17 protein-coding genes are annotated in these 16,137 nt (G+C 54.0%); 7 read left to right on the top strand and 10 right to left on the bottom strand.

The genetic code is table 11. The features are described 5' to 3' along the window. Positions 1-22: 22 nt before the first annotated feature. The 8 genes from IM317_RS06720 to pspA all read right to left on the bottom strand — a co-directional run bounded on the left by IM317_RS06720 (position 23) and on the right by pspA (position 6,496). Entirely contained in the window at positions 23-865 is an 843-nt protein-coding gene (locus IM317_RS06720) for a carbohydrate ABC transporter permease (RefSeq protein WP_033145725.1), read from the bottom strand. Next, a complete protein-coding gene (locus IM317_RS06725; protein ID WP_023312040.1) occupies positions 852-1,733 on the bottom strand; it encodes a carbohydrate ABC transporter permease in 882 nt (293 codons plus the stop codon). Before IM317_RS06725 ends, IM317_RS06720 begins: the two co-directional genes overlap by 14 nt. A 22-nt stretch (positions 1,734-1,755) precedes the next feature. Continuing rightward, positions 1,756-3,048 (bottom strand): ABC transporter substrate-binding protein, encoded by a 1,293-nt coding sequence (locus IM317_RS06730; protein ID WP_033145727.1) that lies wholly within the window; start codon positions 3,046-3,048, stop codon positions 1,756-1,758. A gap of 14 nt (positions 3,049-3,062) precedes the next feature. Further along, positions 3,063-4,760, bottom strand: a complete 1,698-nt coding sequence (locus tag IM317_RS06735) for a sugar phosphorylase (RefSeq protein ID WP_060568765.1) — start codon at positions 4,758-4,760, stop codon at positions 3,063-3,065. 197 nt (positions 4,761-4,957) lie between these two features. Continuing rightward, positions 4,958-5,182, bottom strand: a complete 225-nt coding sequence (pspD, locus tag IM317_RS06740; protein WP_023312043.1) for a phage shock protein PspD — start codon at positions 5,180-5,182, stop codon at positions 4,958-4,960. A 12-nt stretch (positions 5,183-5,194) separates the two neighbouring features. Beyond that, positions 5,195-5,554 carry an envelope stress response membrane protein PspC gene (gene pspC / locus IM317_RS06745; protein ID WP_023312044.1) on the bottom strand — a complete coding sequence of 120 codons (360 nt, stop codon included), beginning with the start codon at positions 5,552-5,554 and terminating at the stop codon, positions 5,195-5,197. Next, positions 5,554-5,778 (bottom strand): envelope stress response membrane protein PspB, encoded by a 225-nt coding sequence (gene pspB, locus IM317_RS06750; protein WP_023312045.1) that lies wholly within the window; start codon positions 5,776-5,778, stop codon positions 5,554-5,556. Before pspB ends, pspC begins: the two co-directional genes overlap by 1 nt. 49 nt (positions 5,779-5,827) lie before the next feature. Continuing rightward, positions 5,828-6,496: a phage shock protein PspA gene (gene pspA, locus IM317_RS06755; protein ID WP_033145729.1), complete on the bottom strand. Its 669-nt coding sequence runs from the start codon at positions 6,494-6,496 to the stop codon at positions 5,828-5,830. Positions 6,497-6,662: 166 nt separating this feature from the next. Here pspA and pspF point away from each other — a divergent pair, with 166 nt between their 5' ends. The 7 genes from pspF (at position 6,663) to IM317_RS06790 (ending at position 14,111) form a co-directional block, all read left to right on the top strand. After that, positions 6,663-7,640: a phage shock protein operon transcriptional activator gene (gene pspF / locus IM317_RS06760; protein ID WP_033145730.1), complete on the top strand. Its 978-nt coding sequence runs from the start codon at positions 6,663-6,665 to the stop codon at positions 7,638-7,640. Between the two features lie 88 nt (positions 7,641-7,728). After that, complete coding sequence (sapA, locus tag IM317_RS06765; protein ID WP_033145731.1) at positions 7,729-9,369, top strand: ABC transporter substrate-binding protein SapA; 1,641 nt, start codon at positions 7,729-7,731, stop codon at positions 9,367-9,369. After that, the gene (sapB, locus tag IM317_RS06770) at positions 9,366-10,331 is read left to right on the top strand and encodes a putrescine export ABC transporter permease SapB (protein WP_023312049.1); all 966 of its coding nucleotides are present in this window, start codon (positions 9,366-9,368) and stop codon (positions 10,329-10,331) included. Before sapA ends, sapB begins: the two co-directional genes overlap by 4 nt. Next, the gene (sapC, locus tag IM317_RS06775; protein WP_032656751.1) at positions 10,318-11,208 is read left to right on the top strand and encodes a putrescine export ABC transporter permease SapC; all 891 of its coding nucleotides are present in this window, start codon (positions 10,318-10,320) and stop codon (positions 11,206-11,208) included. Before sapB ends, sapC begins: the two co-directional genes overlap by 14 nt. Next, positions 11,208-12,200, top strand: coding sequence for a putrescine export ABC transporter ATP-binding protein SapD (gene sapD, locus IM317_RS06780; protein ID WP_033145732.1), 993 nt, complete (start codon positions 11,208-11,210; stop codon positions 12,198-12,200). Before sapC ends, sapD begins: the two co-directional genes overlap by 1 nt. Position 12,201: 1 nt before the next feature. Continuing rightward, positions 12,202-13,008, top strand: a complete 807-nt coding sequence (sapF, locus tag IM317_RS06785; protein WP_023312051.1) for a putrescine export ABC transporter ATP-binding protein SapF — start codon at positions 12,202-12,204, stop codon at positions 13,006-13,008. A gap of 161 nt (positions 13,009-13,169) precedes the next feature. Continuing rightward, the gene (locus IM317_RS06790) at positions 13,170-14,111 is read left to right on the top strand and encodes an ATP-grasp fold amidoligase family protein (protein WP_033145733.1); all 942 of its coding nucleotides are present in this window, start codon (positions 13,170-13,172) and stop codon (positions 14,109-14,111) included. Here the strand turns inward: IM317_RS06790 and IM317_RS06795 are convergent. Both IM317_RS06795 and IM317_RS06800 read right to left on the bottom strand, forming a co-directional pair. Further along, complete coding sequence (locus tag IM317_RS06795) at positions 14,092-15,156, bottom strand: ATP-binding protein (RefSeq protein ID WP_033145734.1); 1,065 nt, start codon at positions 15,154-15,156, stop codon at positions 14,092-14,094. The two genes, IM317_RS06790 and IM317_RS06795, sit on opposite strands and share 20 nt — an antisense overlap. Beyond that, entirely contained in the window at positions 15,153-15,857 is a 705-nt protein-coding gene (locus IM317_RS06800; RefSeq protein ID WP_033145735.1) for a response regulator, read from the bottom strand. Before IM317_RS06800 ends, IM317_RS06795 begins: the two co-directional genes overlap by 4 nt. Positions 15,858-16,137 lie beyond the last annotated feature (280 nt).

A 16,137-nucleotide genomic window follows, 5' to 3' on the forward strand; every position in this document is an offset into this window, starting at 1 on the left:
CTCCTTGTTAAAATTGGCCGCCTCAGCCCTTCACGCCACCGGCGGTCAAACCACTTTTAATAAAACGTTCAGACAGGGCGTACATGATGACCACCGGAAGCGCCGTCACCAGCGATGCCGCCATCATGCGACCCCAGATATAATCTGGCGTGCTAAAGAGCGTGTTCAGCCCAACCGGCAAGGTGAAATGGCTGGCGCTGGACAGGAAAATGGACGCAAACAGGTAGTCGTTCCACGCCACCATGAAGCAGTAGACAAACACCGACACGAGCCCGGAAATCGCCAGCGGCACGGTGATGCGAAAGATGATTTGCAGGCGGTTCAGGCCGTCCATCATCGCGGCTTCTTCGATTTCGTCCGGGATGGTGTCGAAATAGCTGCGCAGCATGAACACCGCTGTCGGTAACGTTTGGGTCACCATGGTGATAATCAGCGCCAGCTCGGTGTCGTAGATCCCAAGAGCAGTGATGATTTTGAACAGCGGCACCACCAGCAATATTCCGGAGAACATGTACACGGTGTAAAAACTCGCGTTGATCGTCGTGCGGCCCTTAAAACGCAGTTTGGACAAGGCGTAAGCCCCCAGCGTGCCGAGAAATACGGCAATCACCGAGGAGGTCAGCGACACCACCATGCTGTTTTTGAAATAGTCCACGAACGGGAAAATCAGAGGGTTAAAGATGTCGACGTAATGCTGCAGCGTCCACGCCTGCGGCAAAATGGTCGGGTTAAGCGATATCGCCTCTTTCGCACTCTTAAACGACGTCATCAGCATCACGAAGAACGGGAACAGCGTGATGACCAGAAACACCGCCAGCCCGAGATAAAAACCAATACGGCTCAGTACGCGTTTATTTGTTGCCATTGAGGTTTACCCTTTTTCTGGTCAGCAGAATCACCGCGAAGATGATCACGAACAGCACGACAGAGATCGCCGCAGCCTTACCCAAATCGTTGAAAGCGAATGCGGTTTTGTAGAGGTAGACGCCCAAAATATCGACCTTGGTCGTCAACAGGTAGACATCCGCAAACATGTAGAACATCCAGATAGTGCGGAGCGTCACCACCGTTGCCAGCACCGGCATAATCGCGGGCAGCGTAACGATTCGAAAACGCTGCCAGGCATTCGCGCCGTCCATTTCCGCCGCTTCATACAGCGACTTATCAATGGTCTGCAAAATCGCGAGGAACGAAATGAACGCGTACGGGAAGTAGCGCCAGATGGCGAACAGCACCACCAGCACAAAGCTGCTGCCAGGATTGTCGAACCACAGCGGCGCCTGGTCATACAGATGCAGCAGGTCAACGCCCAGATAGTTCACAATGCCGTAGCCGTTGTTGAACATGTATTTCCATGCAAACACCAGCGAAATGGACGGGGTGACGTAGGATAAAATCACCAGTGAACGTGCCGTTTTCCGCAGACGGAATTCACGGTTAAAGAAGATCGCCACCGCCAGCCCCAACCCCGTGCTGCCGATCACCACCAGCGCGGTGTACCAGAACGTCATCCACAGCGAGTGCCAGAATGCCGCATCACTGAGAATGCGAATGTAATTATCCAGCCCGACAAACACAGCGCTAATGCGCGGGTTAAGCGGCAGACGTAAGAAACTGATTTCAATATTGGAAATCATTGGCCAGGCCACCAGGCCCCCCAGCAAAATCAAGCTGGGGGCCAACAGCAGCATGGCGAAAGGCATATCTGAACGACCAGAAAACAACGTCTTCATAATTTCCTTCCGCAGAGCGCTCCTATCGTTGTGAAATCAGATCGGTCAGACGCTTCTGGCTGTTACTAAGCGTGTTGCTGAGATCTTTTTTCCCCACCGTGACGTTATGCACCATGGAACTGATGATGCCGGACCCGGTAACATCGCCCATGCGTGTGAAGTTTTTGTCGCCCACGGCGCCAAATACCTGCACATTCGGGAACTGCGCAATCAGTTCGTAAGGCAGTTGCCCAAACGCTTTAATCACATCGTTGTTTTTCCAGGTATCGGTGCCCACCACCAGCTTGTTCACCGGCAGTGCCGCGCCGGGCGACATCATGACCCAGTCGGTTGCGTTTTGAGCCTGCTCCATCCAGGTCACAAACTTTTCAGCCGCCTGGGTCTCATCTTCGGTTTGACCGGTGGTAATCGTCAGCGACGTGACCATGCCGTAAACGGCAGAAGAGGTTTCTGTTGGGACGACGAAGCCCAGGTTGGCAGGGTTTCCGTCCTGGAATACCGCCGGAAGGATGTAGGTGGAGTAAACCGCCATCGGCGCAGAACCGTTCATGAAGGCATCTTTGATCTCCATGACGTCGTTTGAACCCGGCATGGTGGTCGCGGCCAGATCTTTATAAAACGCCAGGGCTTTTGCCATTTCAGGGGTATCGATGTTGACGTTCCCTTTGGCATCAAAAACGTTCGCGCCGCCGGAAAGCGCAAACTGGGAGAATGCCTGCTCCGTCATCACGCTTTCGGCGGTGGGCAGCGCAATGCCGTAATGTTTTTTGGCCGGGTCGTTAAGGCTCTGGCTGGCTTTCAGCAGCTGCGCCCAGTTATGCGGCTCCTGGATACCCGCCGCAGCCAGTGCATCTTTGTGATACCAGACGCCGGATAGCCAGGCGCTGACTGGCACACCCGTCCAGGCAGAACCGTCTTCCGTACGAACAACACGCAAGATGCCGTCATAGAAGGTGTCCTCGCCTACCGCTTTAATGGCTTCGCCGATAGCTTTGCGATCCAGCAGCTGTTCCTTGTCCATGACTTTCGCGTAGTCATGGCTGACTTCAATCACCTCTGGCAGCGCGCCCGTTCTGGCGAGCGTAATAACCTTGGTGTTGTAGGCATCCTCTTCGACCGGCACCTGTTTCACCGTGATGCCGGGGTTCTCTTTCTCGAACTTTTCGATAAGCTTCGTGATAACCGCCTGGCGCTCCTGCTCGACTGACGAGTGCATAAACTCAATGGTGACAGCAGACTTTTTGTCGTCCTTGCACCCTGATAACAAGGCGCACGAAACCAGTGCTGAAATCAGCACAATTCTGGGCATTTTCATTTTTAAGGTCCTTTTTAGTTTTCTTTAATCCACAACACCTGCCATGGATATAGGGTCAGCGTTTTATCTGTAATATCTTTCCCGGAAATCAACTCCGTTCCGGAATGAATATCGGATTCCATCGTTTGAATGCCATCACTGAAATTAAACAGCGCCGTTACTTTCTCACCACAATCCGCCACGCGAACGATTTTTAAAACATGTTTACCTGACGCACTGAAATAAGCTTCACTGTCAGGATGGAATGCTTTCTCCGCCCGACGCAGCGCGATTAACTGGCTTAACGAGCAATAGATCTGAAAACGCAGGCTATTTTTATCTTCAAGCAGGCTATCAATTTGCCCTGCCGTGTATTTCTCACGATTAATCGCACGGTTATATCCCAGGCGTTCAACACCTGCATAATCATTACGGGAACCGAGAATGCTCTGGATATAAACCGCAGGCACGCCTGGGAAGCTTAAAAGGACGGCATGCGCCAGAATAAACCGGGCAATCCGTTGGCTATCAAGACTGTCACGCGTACTTAAAGCATCCAGATAGGTCACATTAATTTCATAAGGACTGCGTGTACCATCCGGGTTATTTTTCCAGTTAACCAACGCCCCTTCAGCCTGAAGTTTTTCCACAAGCGAGAGGATTTCCGACTCGGGTAAAATTCCGCGTAACGGATTCAGACCAATCCCGTCATGCGAGGCCAGGAAGTTAAACCAGGTGGTTTTCGTGGAAGGCAACGTCAGCGACGCTGCCCACTGGCTCAGCGTCCCGACGTCCTGAGAATGCACCGCATGCAGCACCAGCGGGGGCAAAGAGAACTGATAAACCATCTGCGCTTCATTTTCGCCGTCACCGAAGTAAGCAACGTTATCTTTATGCGGAACGTTCGTCTCGGTAACAATCACCGTTCCAGGGGCGACAACCTCGGTAATCGCGCGGAAAAGCTGGATGAGCTGGTGGGTTTGCTCAAGGTGGATGCAGTTTGTTCCGGGTATTTTCCACATGAATCCCACCGCATCCAGACGAATGTATCGCGCCCCTTCAATCAGGTAATGCAGCAGCACGTCGACCATCGCGATCAGCACCTGCGGAGAGGCGAAATTGAGATCGACCTGGTCCTCGCTGAAGGTGGTCCACAGGTGACGCACGCTGCCGTCATGCAGCGTGAAAGGTGTAAGAAGCGGTAAGGCACGCGGACGCGTCACCGCGGATAAGTCTGTTTCAGGATCGACAGAAATAAAGAAATCTTCATATACTGGCATTTGCTTCAGGTAATTAGCGAACCATTTGCTTTTGGCTGACATATGGTTGCATACGAAATCGAACATTAAACTGGCTGACTGTTTTAATTCGGCAACGTCTCGCCACGTTCCGGTTTCCGGTGCAACCTCGTGATAATCAATAACCGAAAACCCGTCGTCCGAAGACCATGGATAAAAAGGCAAGAGATGAACATGAGAAAAAGAACGAGAAAGCCACCTGTTATAAAAACGTGTAAACACCGGTAGCGCCTTCTCCCCTTTCGCTGAAAACTGATCGGCATAGGTAATCAGGACAACGTCTTTTTCATCCCAACCCGTTTTAGGTTTTTCCGTAATAACAGAAGCGGCATTTCCAATATTTTCCAGCAGCACATTAAGATGGGCGTCAGAAAACGTTTCCCCGTAAACAAGATTAATGAGTTCTTTAATTTTTGTATTCATTTCATTTTCCATGGTAGCGGTCCCACGGAGTGGCAATCTACTCCCATGAAAAATATCTGTCAACGGACCAGAAAGGAGAAAAAGGTGATTGCAAAGCAGCTCAGCGCAATATTGTGAGCTGCCGCAAAGAAAGAACCGGGAAAAGAGGAAATGCGGTTAACCGTCGCCAGTCCCTCCCCCGTCAGGGAAAGGGCTAACGCCAGCGGGAATTATTGGGATAAGTAGCGGCGAGATAGCCGTTTTGCCACCTTTTGCAGCAGCGGTTCGAGCGCCACGGCCAGCACCATTCTGACCGGTTTGCGGGCAACGGATTTGATCGCCCAACCCGCCACACCTGCCGGGCCGAACCGTAACGCGGTCAGCAGGACCAGTTTACCTGCGATTTTCAGGCCGGGTTTTACCTTCTGACCGGCCTGTTGCCAGTGTTGTTTCATCTCATCTCTCTCTTAAAGCTGACGAAAGCGACTTCTCAGCGTAAAGGTATCCGACGTGACATAGCGTTCCATTTCCCGTAGCCGCTTCTCACCGGCGGCGAGTTGCTCATCAACGGCATTGAGAAGATCGCTGCTGGTCGGGGCTCCCTCCGCAGCCAGTTCTCCTTCCGGCATCGGGTCAAGAACAAACGACAGGACGATGTAGGCCACCAGGGTAATAAACGCCAGGCCGAAGAAGATCGATAGCACCGCGACCACGCGGACCAGCTTGACCGGAACATCAAGATAGTGAGCCAGCCCGGCACAAACGCCGCGCACCATGCCCTGCTGTGGAATACGCCACAGCTTTTTGTTCAGATTCAGTCCAGACATTAACGGTCCCTCCAGTTTGGATGCTCAGCATCCAGGATGGCTTCAAGCGCCTGAATGCGTTCGCGCATTTTGTTCGCCTCGTCGGAGAGCTGCACCAGACGCTGTTGTTCACTCTGGGAGAGTTCGCCCCGAGAAGAACGGTTGCTGTAGTGCAGCCATAGCCAAATCGGCAAAACGAACAGCACGAAAATTGTCAGGGGAATGGCCAGAAAAAGCGCGCTCATGTGTACTCCTTGTCTTATGATGCGGCACGCTCAGGTGCCGCAGGAATTATTATTGGTTGTCTTGCTTCATTTTGGCTTTCAGTGCCGCCAGCTGCTCGCTGATTTCATCATCAGCCTTCAGATCGGCGAACTGTTGATCCAGCGACTTCTGCTTGCCGATGCCGTGGCTTTCGGCTTCCGCTTCCATGTGGTCGATACGACGTTCAAACGATTCAAAACGCGCCATCGCTTCATCAAGCTTACCGCTGTCCAGCTGACGACGCACGTCGCGGGAAGAGCTTGCCGCCTGGTGACGCAGGGTCAGCGCCTGCTGACGCGCGCGGGTTTCGTTAAGTTTATTTTCAAGCTCACCAATCTCTTTCTTCATACGGGTGAGCGTGTCATCCACCAGCGTGACTTCATGCTCGAGCGTCGCGACCATATCAGCCAGCTTCTGTTTTTCGATCAGCGCCGCACGGGCCAGATCCTCTTTGTCTTTACGCAGCGCCAGCTCCGCTTTTTCCTGCCATTCGTTCAGCTGAGCGGTTGCCTGTTCAATACGACGCGTAAGCTGTTTTTTCTCCGCCAGCGCGCGGGCGGAGGTTGAACGCACTTCAACCAGCGTGTCTTCCATCTCCTGAATCATCAGGCGGACCAGCTTCTGCGGATCTTCCGCTTTCTCAAGCAGTGAGTTGATGTTGGCGTTCACGATGTCGGCAAAACGAGAAAAAATACCCATAATCAAATCCTCATAGTTCTGTTATCGGGCTATGCCCTGCTGTACGGATAATACAAACATCATGCCAGGTTTTTATCTTATTGATTTTACAGAGTCTGATTGATTTTTGCGCAGCAACGGACTATTCTTCCCTGGTGAATATCGCTAAGGAGTGGTTAATTTCATCATGCCCGGATACAAAGACAATTTACTCGGCGAAGCAAACAGCTTTCTCGAAGTGCTGGAACAGGTCTCTCGCCTGGCGCCGCTCAATAAACCGGTGCTGATCGTCGGTGAACGCGGAACGGGGAAAGAGCTGATAGCCAACCGTCTGCATTACCTCTCCGGGCGCTGGGATGGCCCCTTCATTTCCCTTAACTGCGCGGCGCTGAATGAAAACCTGCTCGACACCGAGCTCTTCGGCCATGAAGCGGGGGCGTTTACCGGTGCCCAGAAACGCCATCCCGGACGCTTTGAGCGCGCCGACGGCGGTACGCTGTTTCTGGATGAGCTGGCCACCGCGCCCATGCTGGTGCAGGAAAAACTGCTGCGCGTGATTGAGTACGGCGAGCTGGAGCGCGTCGGCGGCAGCCAGCCGCTGCAGGTTAACGTACGCCTGGTGTGCGCCACGAACGCCAACCTGCCGGAGATGGTGGCGGAGGAGAAATTCCGTGCCGACCTGCTTGACCGCCTGGCCTTTGACGTCGTTCAGCTTCCACCCCTGCGCGAGCGCAGAAGCGACATCATGCTGCTGGCTGACCAGTTTGCGATTCAGATGTGCCGCGAGCTCGGACTACCGCTGTTCCCCGGCTTCAGCGATTATGCGCAGGAGACGCTGCTGGCTTACCACTGGCCGGGAAATATCCGCGAACTGAAAAACGTCGTGGAGCGCTCCGTCTATCGCCACGGCAGCAGCGAGACGGAGCTGGACAATATCATTATCGATCCTTTTCAGCGCAGCGCAGCGCCACTGTCCGCACCAGCGCCTTCAGGCGATCTCCCTACTCTCCCCCTTGATTTACGCCAGTTCCAGAACGATCAGGAGAAACAGCTGCTGGAGCAAAGCCTGAAGTCGGCAAAATATAACCAGAAACGGGCGGCTGAACTGCTGGGTCTGACCTACCATCAATTGAGGGCATTGCTCAAAAAGCATCAAATGCGCTGACAATATCAGCACTTACCTGCAGACATTTTTACGAAGCAGGCGTAAGTGCGATACACTTTGCAGATCGAACCTAAAAACCTTAAAAATTATGCGTCTGGTTTTATCGTCCTTTTTAGCACTCGGTCTGTTTAGCAGCCTGGCCTTTGCCGCGCCCGGGCAAACTCCGCAGCCTGACATTCGTGACAGCGGCTTTGTCTATTGCGTAAGCGGCCAGGTGGATACCTTCAACCCGCAAAAAGCGGGCAGCGGCCTGATCGTGGATACCCTGGCCGCGCAGCTTTACGACCGTCTGCTTGATGTTGACCCATACACCTACCGTCTGGTGCCTGAGCTGGCGGAAAGCTGGGAAGTGCTGGATAACGGCGCAACCTACCGTTTTCACCTGCGCGATGACGTCGCGTTTCAGCGCACGCCTTGGTTTACCCCCACGCGCAGGCTGAACGCAGATGACGTGGTCTTCACCTTCCAGCGTATCTTTAACCGCAACCATCCGTGGCATAACGTTAACGGGGATAATTTCCCCTATTTCGACAGCCTGCAGTTTGCTGACACCGTCAAAAGCGTGCGCAAGCTGGACAATCGGACGGTTGAATTTACGCTGACGCGCCCGGATGCCTCCTTCCTCTGGCACCTGGCGACCCACTATGCGTCAGTCATGTCCGCTGAATACGCGGCAAACCTGACGAAAAAAGATCGTCAGGAGTTACTCGATCGTCAGCCGGTCGGCACCGGTCCGTTCCAGCTCGCTGAATACCGCGCCGGGCAGTATATTCGTCTGCAGCGTCATGAGCATTTCTGGCGCGGCACCCCGCTGATGCCGCAGGTGGTGGTCGATCTCGGTTCAGGTGGAACGGGACGTCTGTCGAAACTGCTCACCGGGGAGTGCGACGTGCTCGCCTGGCCCGCGGCCAGCCAGCTCACCATTTTGCGCGACGATCCGCGCCTGCGCCTGACGTTACGCCCCGGCATGAATATCGCTTATCTGGCCTTTAACACGGATAAGCCGCCATTGAATAACCCTGCCGTACGCCACGCTCTGGCGCTGGCGATTAACAACCAGCGTTTGATGCAGTCGATCTACTACGGCACGGCGGAAACCGCCGCCTCAATTTTACCGCGCGCCTCGTGGGCCTATGACGGTGAAGCTAAAATTACGGAATACAATCCGGCAAAAGCGCGTGAACAGCTGAAGGCGCTGGGGGCGGAAAACCTCACTTTGCAGCTTTGGGTGCCAACCAGCTCCCAGGCGTGGAACCCGAGCCCGCTCAAGACCGCCGAACTGCTGCAGGCAGATATGGCGCAGGTGGGCGTTAAGGTGATCATTGTACCGGTTGAGGGCCGTTTTCAGGAGGCGCGCCTGATGGACATGAATCATGATTTAACCCTGACCGGCTGGGCGACCGACAGTAACGATCCGGACAGTTTCTTCCGGCCGCTCCTGAGCTGTGCGGCGATAAACTCGCAGACCAACTACGCCCACTGGTGTAACCGGGAGTTTGACGCCGTGCTGCAAAAAGCGCTGGCTTCGCAGCAGCTGGCCTCACGCATCGACGCCTATGATGAAGCGCAGAAGATCCTTGCCCAGGAGCTGCCGGTGCTGCCGCTGGCCTCTTCCCTGCGTCTTCAGGCCTATCGTTACGATATTAAAGGCCTGGTGCTGAGTCCGTTCGGCAACGCCTCGTTCGCCGGCGTGTCGCGTGAAAAAGAACAAGAGGTGAAAAAACCATGATTATTTTTACCTTACGTCGGCTCCTTTTGCTGCTGGTGACGCTCTTTTTCCTGAACTTTGTCGGCTTCAGCCTGAGCTATTTCACGCCCCACGCCCCGCTCCAGGGGTCGTCGCTGTGGGATGCCTGGCTGTTCTGGTTTAACGGGCTGCTGCACTGGGATTTCGGCGTGTCCAGCATTAACGGGCAGCTGATTTCCCAGCAGCTGAAAGAGGTTTTCCCGGCCACGATGGAGCTGTGCATTCTGGCCTTCGGCTTTGCCCTGATGGTCGGCATCCCCGTGGGCATGCTGGCCGGGATCTATCGCAACAAATGGCAGGATAAGTTTATCAGCGCCCTCGCCCTGTTCGGCTTTTCCATCCCGGTATTCTGGCTGGCGCTGCTGCTGACGCTGTTCTTCTCGCTGACGATGGGCTGGCTGCCGGTTTCGGGTCGTTTTGACCTGCTCTATACGGTTAAAACGGTGACGGGTTTTGCCATCATTGACGCATGGCTGTCCGATTCGGTGTGGCGCCATGAGATGATCGTCAGCGCCGTGCGCCATATGGTATTGCCGGTGCTGACGCTGGCGGTTGCGCCAACAACCGAAGTGATCCGCCTGATGCGCCTGAGCACCATTGAGGTGTTTGACCAGAACTACGTCAAAGCCGCCGCCACGCGCGGGTTGTCCCGCCTGACCATACTTCGCCGCAACGTCCTGCACAACGCGCTGCCGCCGGTTATTCCGCGTCTGGGATTACAGTTTTCCACCATGCTGACGCTGGCGATGATTACCGAGATGGTCTTTAGCTGGCCAGGCCTGGGGCGATGGCTGATTAACGCCATCCGCCAGCAGGACTACGCCGCTATTTCTGCGGGCGTGATGGTGATTGGTTCGCTGGTGATTATTGTTAACGTGTTGTCCGATATTCTGGGTGCCATGGCTAACCCATTGAAGCATAAGGAATGGTATGCCTTACGATAGCGTATACAGTGAAAAGCGCACGCCCGGCGTGCTGCGTACCGTGTGGCGTAAATTCTATGGTGACACCACGGCGATGATCGGCCTTTACGGCTGCGCCGGCCTGGTGTTGCTTTGCGTCTTTGGCTCGTGGTTCGCGCCGTACGGCATCGACCAGCAGTTCCTTGGCTATCAGCTGCTGCCGCCGTCCTGGTCGCGCTACGGTGAAGTCTCTTTCTTCCTGGGAACGGACGACCTCGGACGTGACGTGTTGAGCCGCCTGTTGAGCGGTGCAGCCCCGACGGTGGGCGGCGCATTTGTGGTGACGCTCGCGGCTACGATCTGCGGGCTGGCGCTCGGTATTTTTGCGGGATCCACCCATGGCCTGCGTTCGGCGGTCCTTAACCACATTCTGGATACGCTGCTGTCGATTCCGTCCCTGCTGCTGGCAATCATTGTTGTTGCCTTTGCCGGTCCGCACCTGTCGCACGCCATGTTCGCCGTCTGGCTGGCTATCCTGCCCCGCATCGTGCGCTCGGTTTACAGCATGGTGCATGATGAGCTGGAAAAAGAGTACGTCGTCGCCGCGCGTCTGGACGGCGCGACGACCTTCAACATTCTGTGGTTTGCCGTGCTGCCCAACATCGCCGCCGGGCTGGTCACAGAGATCACCCGCGCCCTGTCGATGGCGATTCTGGACATCGCGGCGCTCGGCTTTCTCGACCTCGGTGCACAGCTGCCGTCGCCCGAATGGGGTGCAATGCTCGGCGACGCGCTGGAGTTGATCTACGTAGCACCCTGGACGGTCATGCTGCCGGGTGCGGCCATTATGGTGAGCGTGCTGCTTATCAACCTGCTGGGCGACGGTATTCGCCGTGCAATTAACGCGGGGGTGCAATAATGCCGCTTCTTGATATTCGCAACCTCACTATCGAATTCAAAACCGGTGAAGGCTGGGTTAAAGCCGTCGATCGCATCAGCATCACCCTTGCGGAGGGTGAAATTCGCGGGCTGGTGGGGGAATCCGGCTCGGGAAAAAGCCTGATTGCCAAGGCTATCTGCGGCGTGGCGAAAGACAACTGGCGCGTGACGGCAGACCGTATGCGTTTTGACGATATCGATCTGCTGCGTCTCTCCCCCCGCGAGCGGAGAAAGCTTGTCGGGCATAACGTCTCGATGATTTTCCAGGAGCCGCAGTCCTGTCTCGACCCGTCCGAACGCGTGGGTAAACAGCTCATGCAGAACATTCCCGGCTGGACCTATAAAGGCCGCTGGTGGCAACGCGTTGGCTGGCGCAAGCGCCGCGCCATCGAGCTTTTACACCGCGTCGGGATCAAAGATCACAAAGATGCGATGCGCAGCTTCCCCTATGAGCTGACCGACGGCGAATGTCAGAAAGTGATGATTGCCATCGCGCTGGCAAATCAGCCGCGTTTGCTGATTGCGGATGAGCCCACCAACGCGATGGAACCCACCACGCAGGCGCAAATTTTCCGCCTGCTGTCGCGTCTCAACCAGAATAACAACACCACCATTTTGCTGATCAGCCATGACCTGCAAATGCTCAGCAAATGGGCGGATAAAATTGACGTCATGTACTGCGGGCAAACGGTCGAAACCGCGCCGAGTGAAGATCTGATCGGCGCGCCGCATCATCCGTATACGCAGGCGCTTATCCGCGCCATTCCGGATTTTGGCAGCGCGATGCCGCATAAGAGCCGCCTGAATACCCTGCCGGGGGCGATTCCGCTGCTGGAATCCCTGCCGATAGGCTGTCGTCTGGGGCCAAGGTGCCCCTATGCTCAGCGTAAATGTATCGAAACACCACGCCTGACCGGGGCCAAGAATCATCTGTACGCCTGTCATTTCCCGCTGAACATGGAGAGAGAGTGAAATGGTCGAAACCTTACTGGAAGTTCGCAACCTGAGTAAGACCTTTCGCTACCGCACGGGGCTGTTTCATCGTCAAACTGTCGACGCGGTGAAGCCGCTGAGCTTTACGCTGCGTGAAAAACAGACCCTGGCGATCATCGGCGAGAACGGTTCCGGGAAATCCACCCTGGCGAAAATGCTCGCCGGCATGGTTGAACCGACTGCAGGCGAAGTGTTGATTGACGATCATCCTCTGACGTTCGGCGATTACTCTTTCCGCAGCCAGCGCATCCGCATGATTTTCCAGGATCCCTCGACCTCGCTTAACCCGCGCCAGCGCATCTCTCAGATCCTCGATTTTCCGCTGCGTCTGAACACCGACCTGGAGCCAGAGGCGCGCCGTAAGCGCGTATTTGAAACCCTGCGTATGGTTGGGCTGTTGCCGGATCACGAAAGCTACTACCCGCATATGCTGGCCCCCGGCCAGAAACAGCGTCTGGGCCTGGCGCGTGCGTTGATTTTGCGGCCAAAAGTGATCATTGCGGATGAAGCGCTTGCCTCGCTGGATATGTCGATGCGCTCGCAGCTGATTAACCTGATGCTGGAATTGCAGGAAAAACAGGGGATCTCGTATATCTACGTCACCCAGCATCTGGGAATGATGAAGCACATCAGCGATCAGGTGATGGTCATGCACCAGGGCGAAGTTGTCGAGCGCGGCAGCACGGCGGATGTGATGGCCTCCCCGCTTCATGAGCTGACAAAACGACTGATTGCCGGTCATTTTGGTGAAGCATTGACCGCCGATGCGTGGAGAAAAGACCGCTAAGCGCGACGCTCAACACAAATTGCCCCACTAAATTAAGGATTAAATAGCCTGCGTGCGCTATTTAATCCTTTAATTTTTCGTCTCCATCCCTGCTCCATATTTTAAGCAATATCAATCAACAGTTCTTCTCCAGAATATCCGGACATTACGGAGGAGAAGAAATGAACACCGCCACTTACATTTTAAAATACACAGAGTATCTCATCAGAAAATGCCGCTCATTTTTAATGACGGACCTGCATTTTCATACCGTGAGGCTTAAGAGAACAACCGGGGAAACCCCTGACATTAACTCGCCCACGACGTTGAGTGAAAAAATATGTCATCGACTGGTCTATGACCATAATAACTTCTACACGATGCTTGCCGATAAACTCGCCGTTCGGGCATACGTTTCCTCCAGAACAACGCGCGTGAAAACGGTGCCATTAATCGGCGTTTATACCAGGCCGTCGCAGATTGATTTTTCAGTTCTTCCTGACAAATTCGTCCTTAAGTGCAACCATGACAGCGGCAGCACAATAATATGTACAAACAAAGCGCAATTTAATGAAAAAGAAGCGTGTAAAAAGCTGAGCCTCGCGTTAAAGAAAAATCTTTACTACACCACGCGCGAATGGCAGTACAAAAACATTACGCCGAGTATACTTTGCGAGCCGTTTGTCGATCTCTTCGACGATGCTGACAGGAACACAACGCCCGAAATGCTGAGGATCCATTGTTTTCACGGCGTTGCCCACTATGTAGAAGCGGATTTTACGGATGATAACGGCAAAGGGTTTATCAACGTTTATGACAGGTACTGGAACTTACAACCCTTCCGGATGGAATATCCAAATACTTCAGCAGAACCAGGCGAACCGCTCTTATTCCGCCAGGCTTTGTTGGCCTCCCAGGAGCTGGCGGATGGAATTGACTACTGCCGCGTTGACCTTATGCTAAAAAAAGATGAAATCTATTTCAGCGAAATAACCTTAAGCCCGAGACGCGGTAAGCTGACGATTACCCCGCAGGAGTGGGATGCTAAGTTAGGAAAAATATGGCATTTATCGCCGGCAGGCACATTTGACCTGCCGCTGAAGCTCACGAGTCGGGCCAGGTGAGTTTAAATATCGAGTGGTTTTGCGTCGATAAGGTATAGGTAACATCGCCACCATGAGCCAGCATGATGGCTTTTACCACCGACAAGCCCAAACCACAGCCTTCCGGGTTCACATGTCTGGCGCCATTATCGCGCTGAAAGGGCTGAAACAGGAAATCATGAAACTCTCTGGGGATGCCCGGTCCCCCGTCCTGAATAAGGATAAAATTGCCTTTATCAGAAACGCCATTTTTCACGATGAGCGTGCGCGAGGTTGAATAGTGTAAGGCATTATCAAATAAAACGGTCAAACACTGATTGATGCGCAATGGATCGAATACGCACTGCTGCTCCCTCAGGTCTGTATTGACGGTAAAAGCCTTACGGCTGAACTCGGGCATGAACGTATCGAGTGCGTTCTGTATTGTCCCTTTTAGATCCGTTCTTGACTGGCATAACGTGTATCCCGCCCCGCCATCCGAACTGATAACCCGGAGATCTTCAATCAGGCGGGTTAACCCTTCCGTCTGTTTGAGAAGATTATTAAACAGCACCGGATCCGGGGTAAAAACGCCGTCAACCAACCCCTGAAGCCGTCCGCGTAAGATCGTGACAGGGGTTCTCAGCTCATGCGCAATAGCGGCATTCCAGGATTTCCTCTGAATATCCAGCGTCTGTAGTTTTTCCGCCATTTCATTGAAATCCGTCACCAGGTGATTGATCTCACCCAGCCGGGAACTGGCGCAGAATGCCCGGGCGTCCAGATCGCCCTGAGAAATCTTTTTCAGGCTGGACGCTACCGCGTTTAGCGGGGTGAGGATCCGCGATGACAGTTTGACCGTGAAAAAGAGGGCAATAATCATACTGATCGTAGTCGCGGTCCCAATCCATACCCAGTCCCACATCGTCATCTGCTCGTCATCGCCCGCAGCAGGGCCGCCCGGGAGGTGATCCAGAATAAAGGAGTAAAAAAACCAGGAGCCGAGTATGGCGATGGCAATGATCGTAAACGTCAGCAACAGCATATACGTTAAGATCTGACGGCTCAGAACAGACTCTTTGTTCATTTCTTTTCCCCAAGCCGGTAGCCCATGCCTCTGATGCTCTCGGGAACACCATAGAGGCCGGCAAGCTCCAGTTTTTTACGCAACTTGCTCATATGGCTGTCGACCGTTCTGTCGAGCGTATCCCCTTCCGGCAGACACGCGTTGAGCAGCTCTTCGCGGGAGCAGACCTTTCGCGGATATCTCACCAGGTATGTGAGCAATTTAAATTCGGTCGTCGTTAATACCGGGGAGACAACCTCTGCGCCCACGGTGACTTCCACGTAGAAGTCATCCGGATAGACCGTAATAAAGGGCGTTCTGAGCGGCTGGGAACCCGCCTGCTGAAGCGCGAGTTTTGTCCTGCGCAGCACCGCCTCAACCCGGGCGACAACTTCAGAAGGGTTGAAAGGTTTGATCACGTAATCATCCGCGCCCAGCCTCAGCCCCATGAGCTTATCGACATCCTGATCGAGAGCGGAAACCATAATGACGGGGACAGCACTTTCCTGACGAAGCGTGGTAAGTACGCTCCAGCCGTCACATACGGGCAGGTGAATGTCCAGCAATATGAGATCCGGTTTATGGAGGCGATCGAGCGCTATGGCCTGTTCGCCCTGCCTGGCTCGGAGCGTTTTCATTCCCGAACGCTCCAGGTAGCTCATCAGTATATCGGCGATTTCGTCTTCATCTTCAACAACAAGGATCAGCGTATTTTTGTGCATTTTATCTCCGCGGGTGAAATCCCTTTGAGCTCGCTATTAGATATCTTTAGCACAATAAGACACAGCCTCCGCGAAAAAGTGCCGTGGTCACGAAAATTTCCCGGTTGATTTAAATGCCCCGTTATTTCTCCACATAGCCTACACATTCAGTCAATAAAGACTCGACAATGTCCGCGCATAATTGACCTGCTCCCCGTTGATTAGTACACCCCGATGTTAGTAATGTCTTCATAAGCCACATGAGGACATCCCCATGAAGAAGCGTTTTTCCGACGAACAG

Origin of the sequence: Enterobacter cloacae complex sp. S3 (assembly GCF_014930495.1) — a bacterium.
Taxonomy (GTDB): domain Bacteria; phylum Pseudomonadota; class Gammaproteobacteria; order Enterobacterales; family Enterobacteriaceae; genus Enterobacter; species Enterobacter asburiae_B.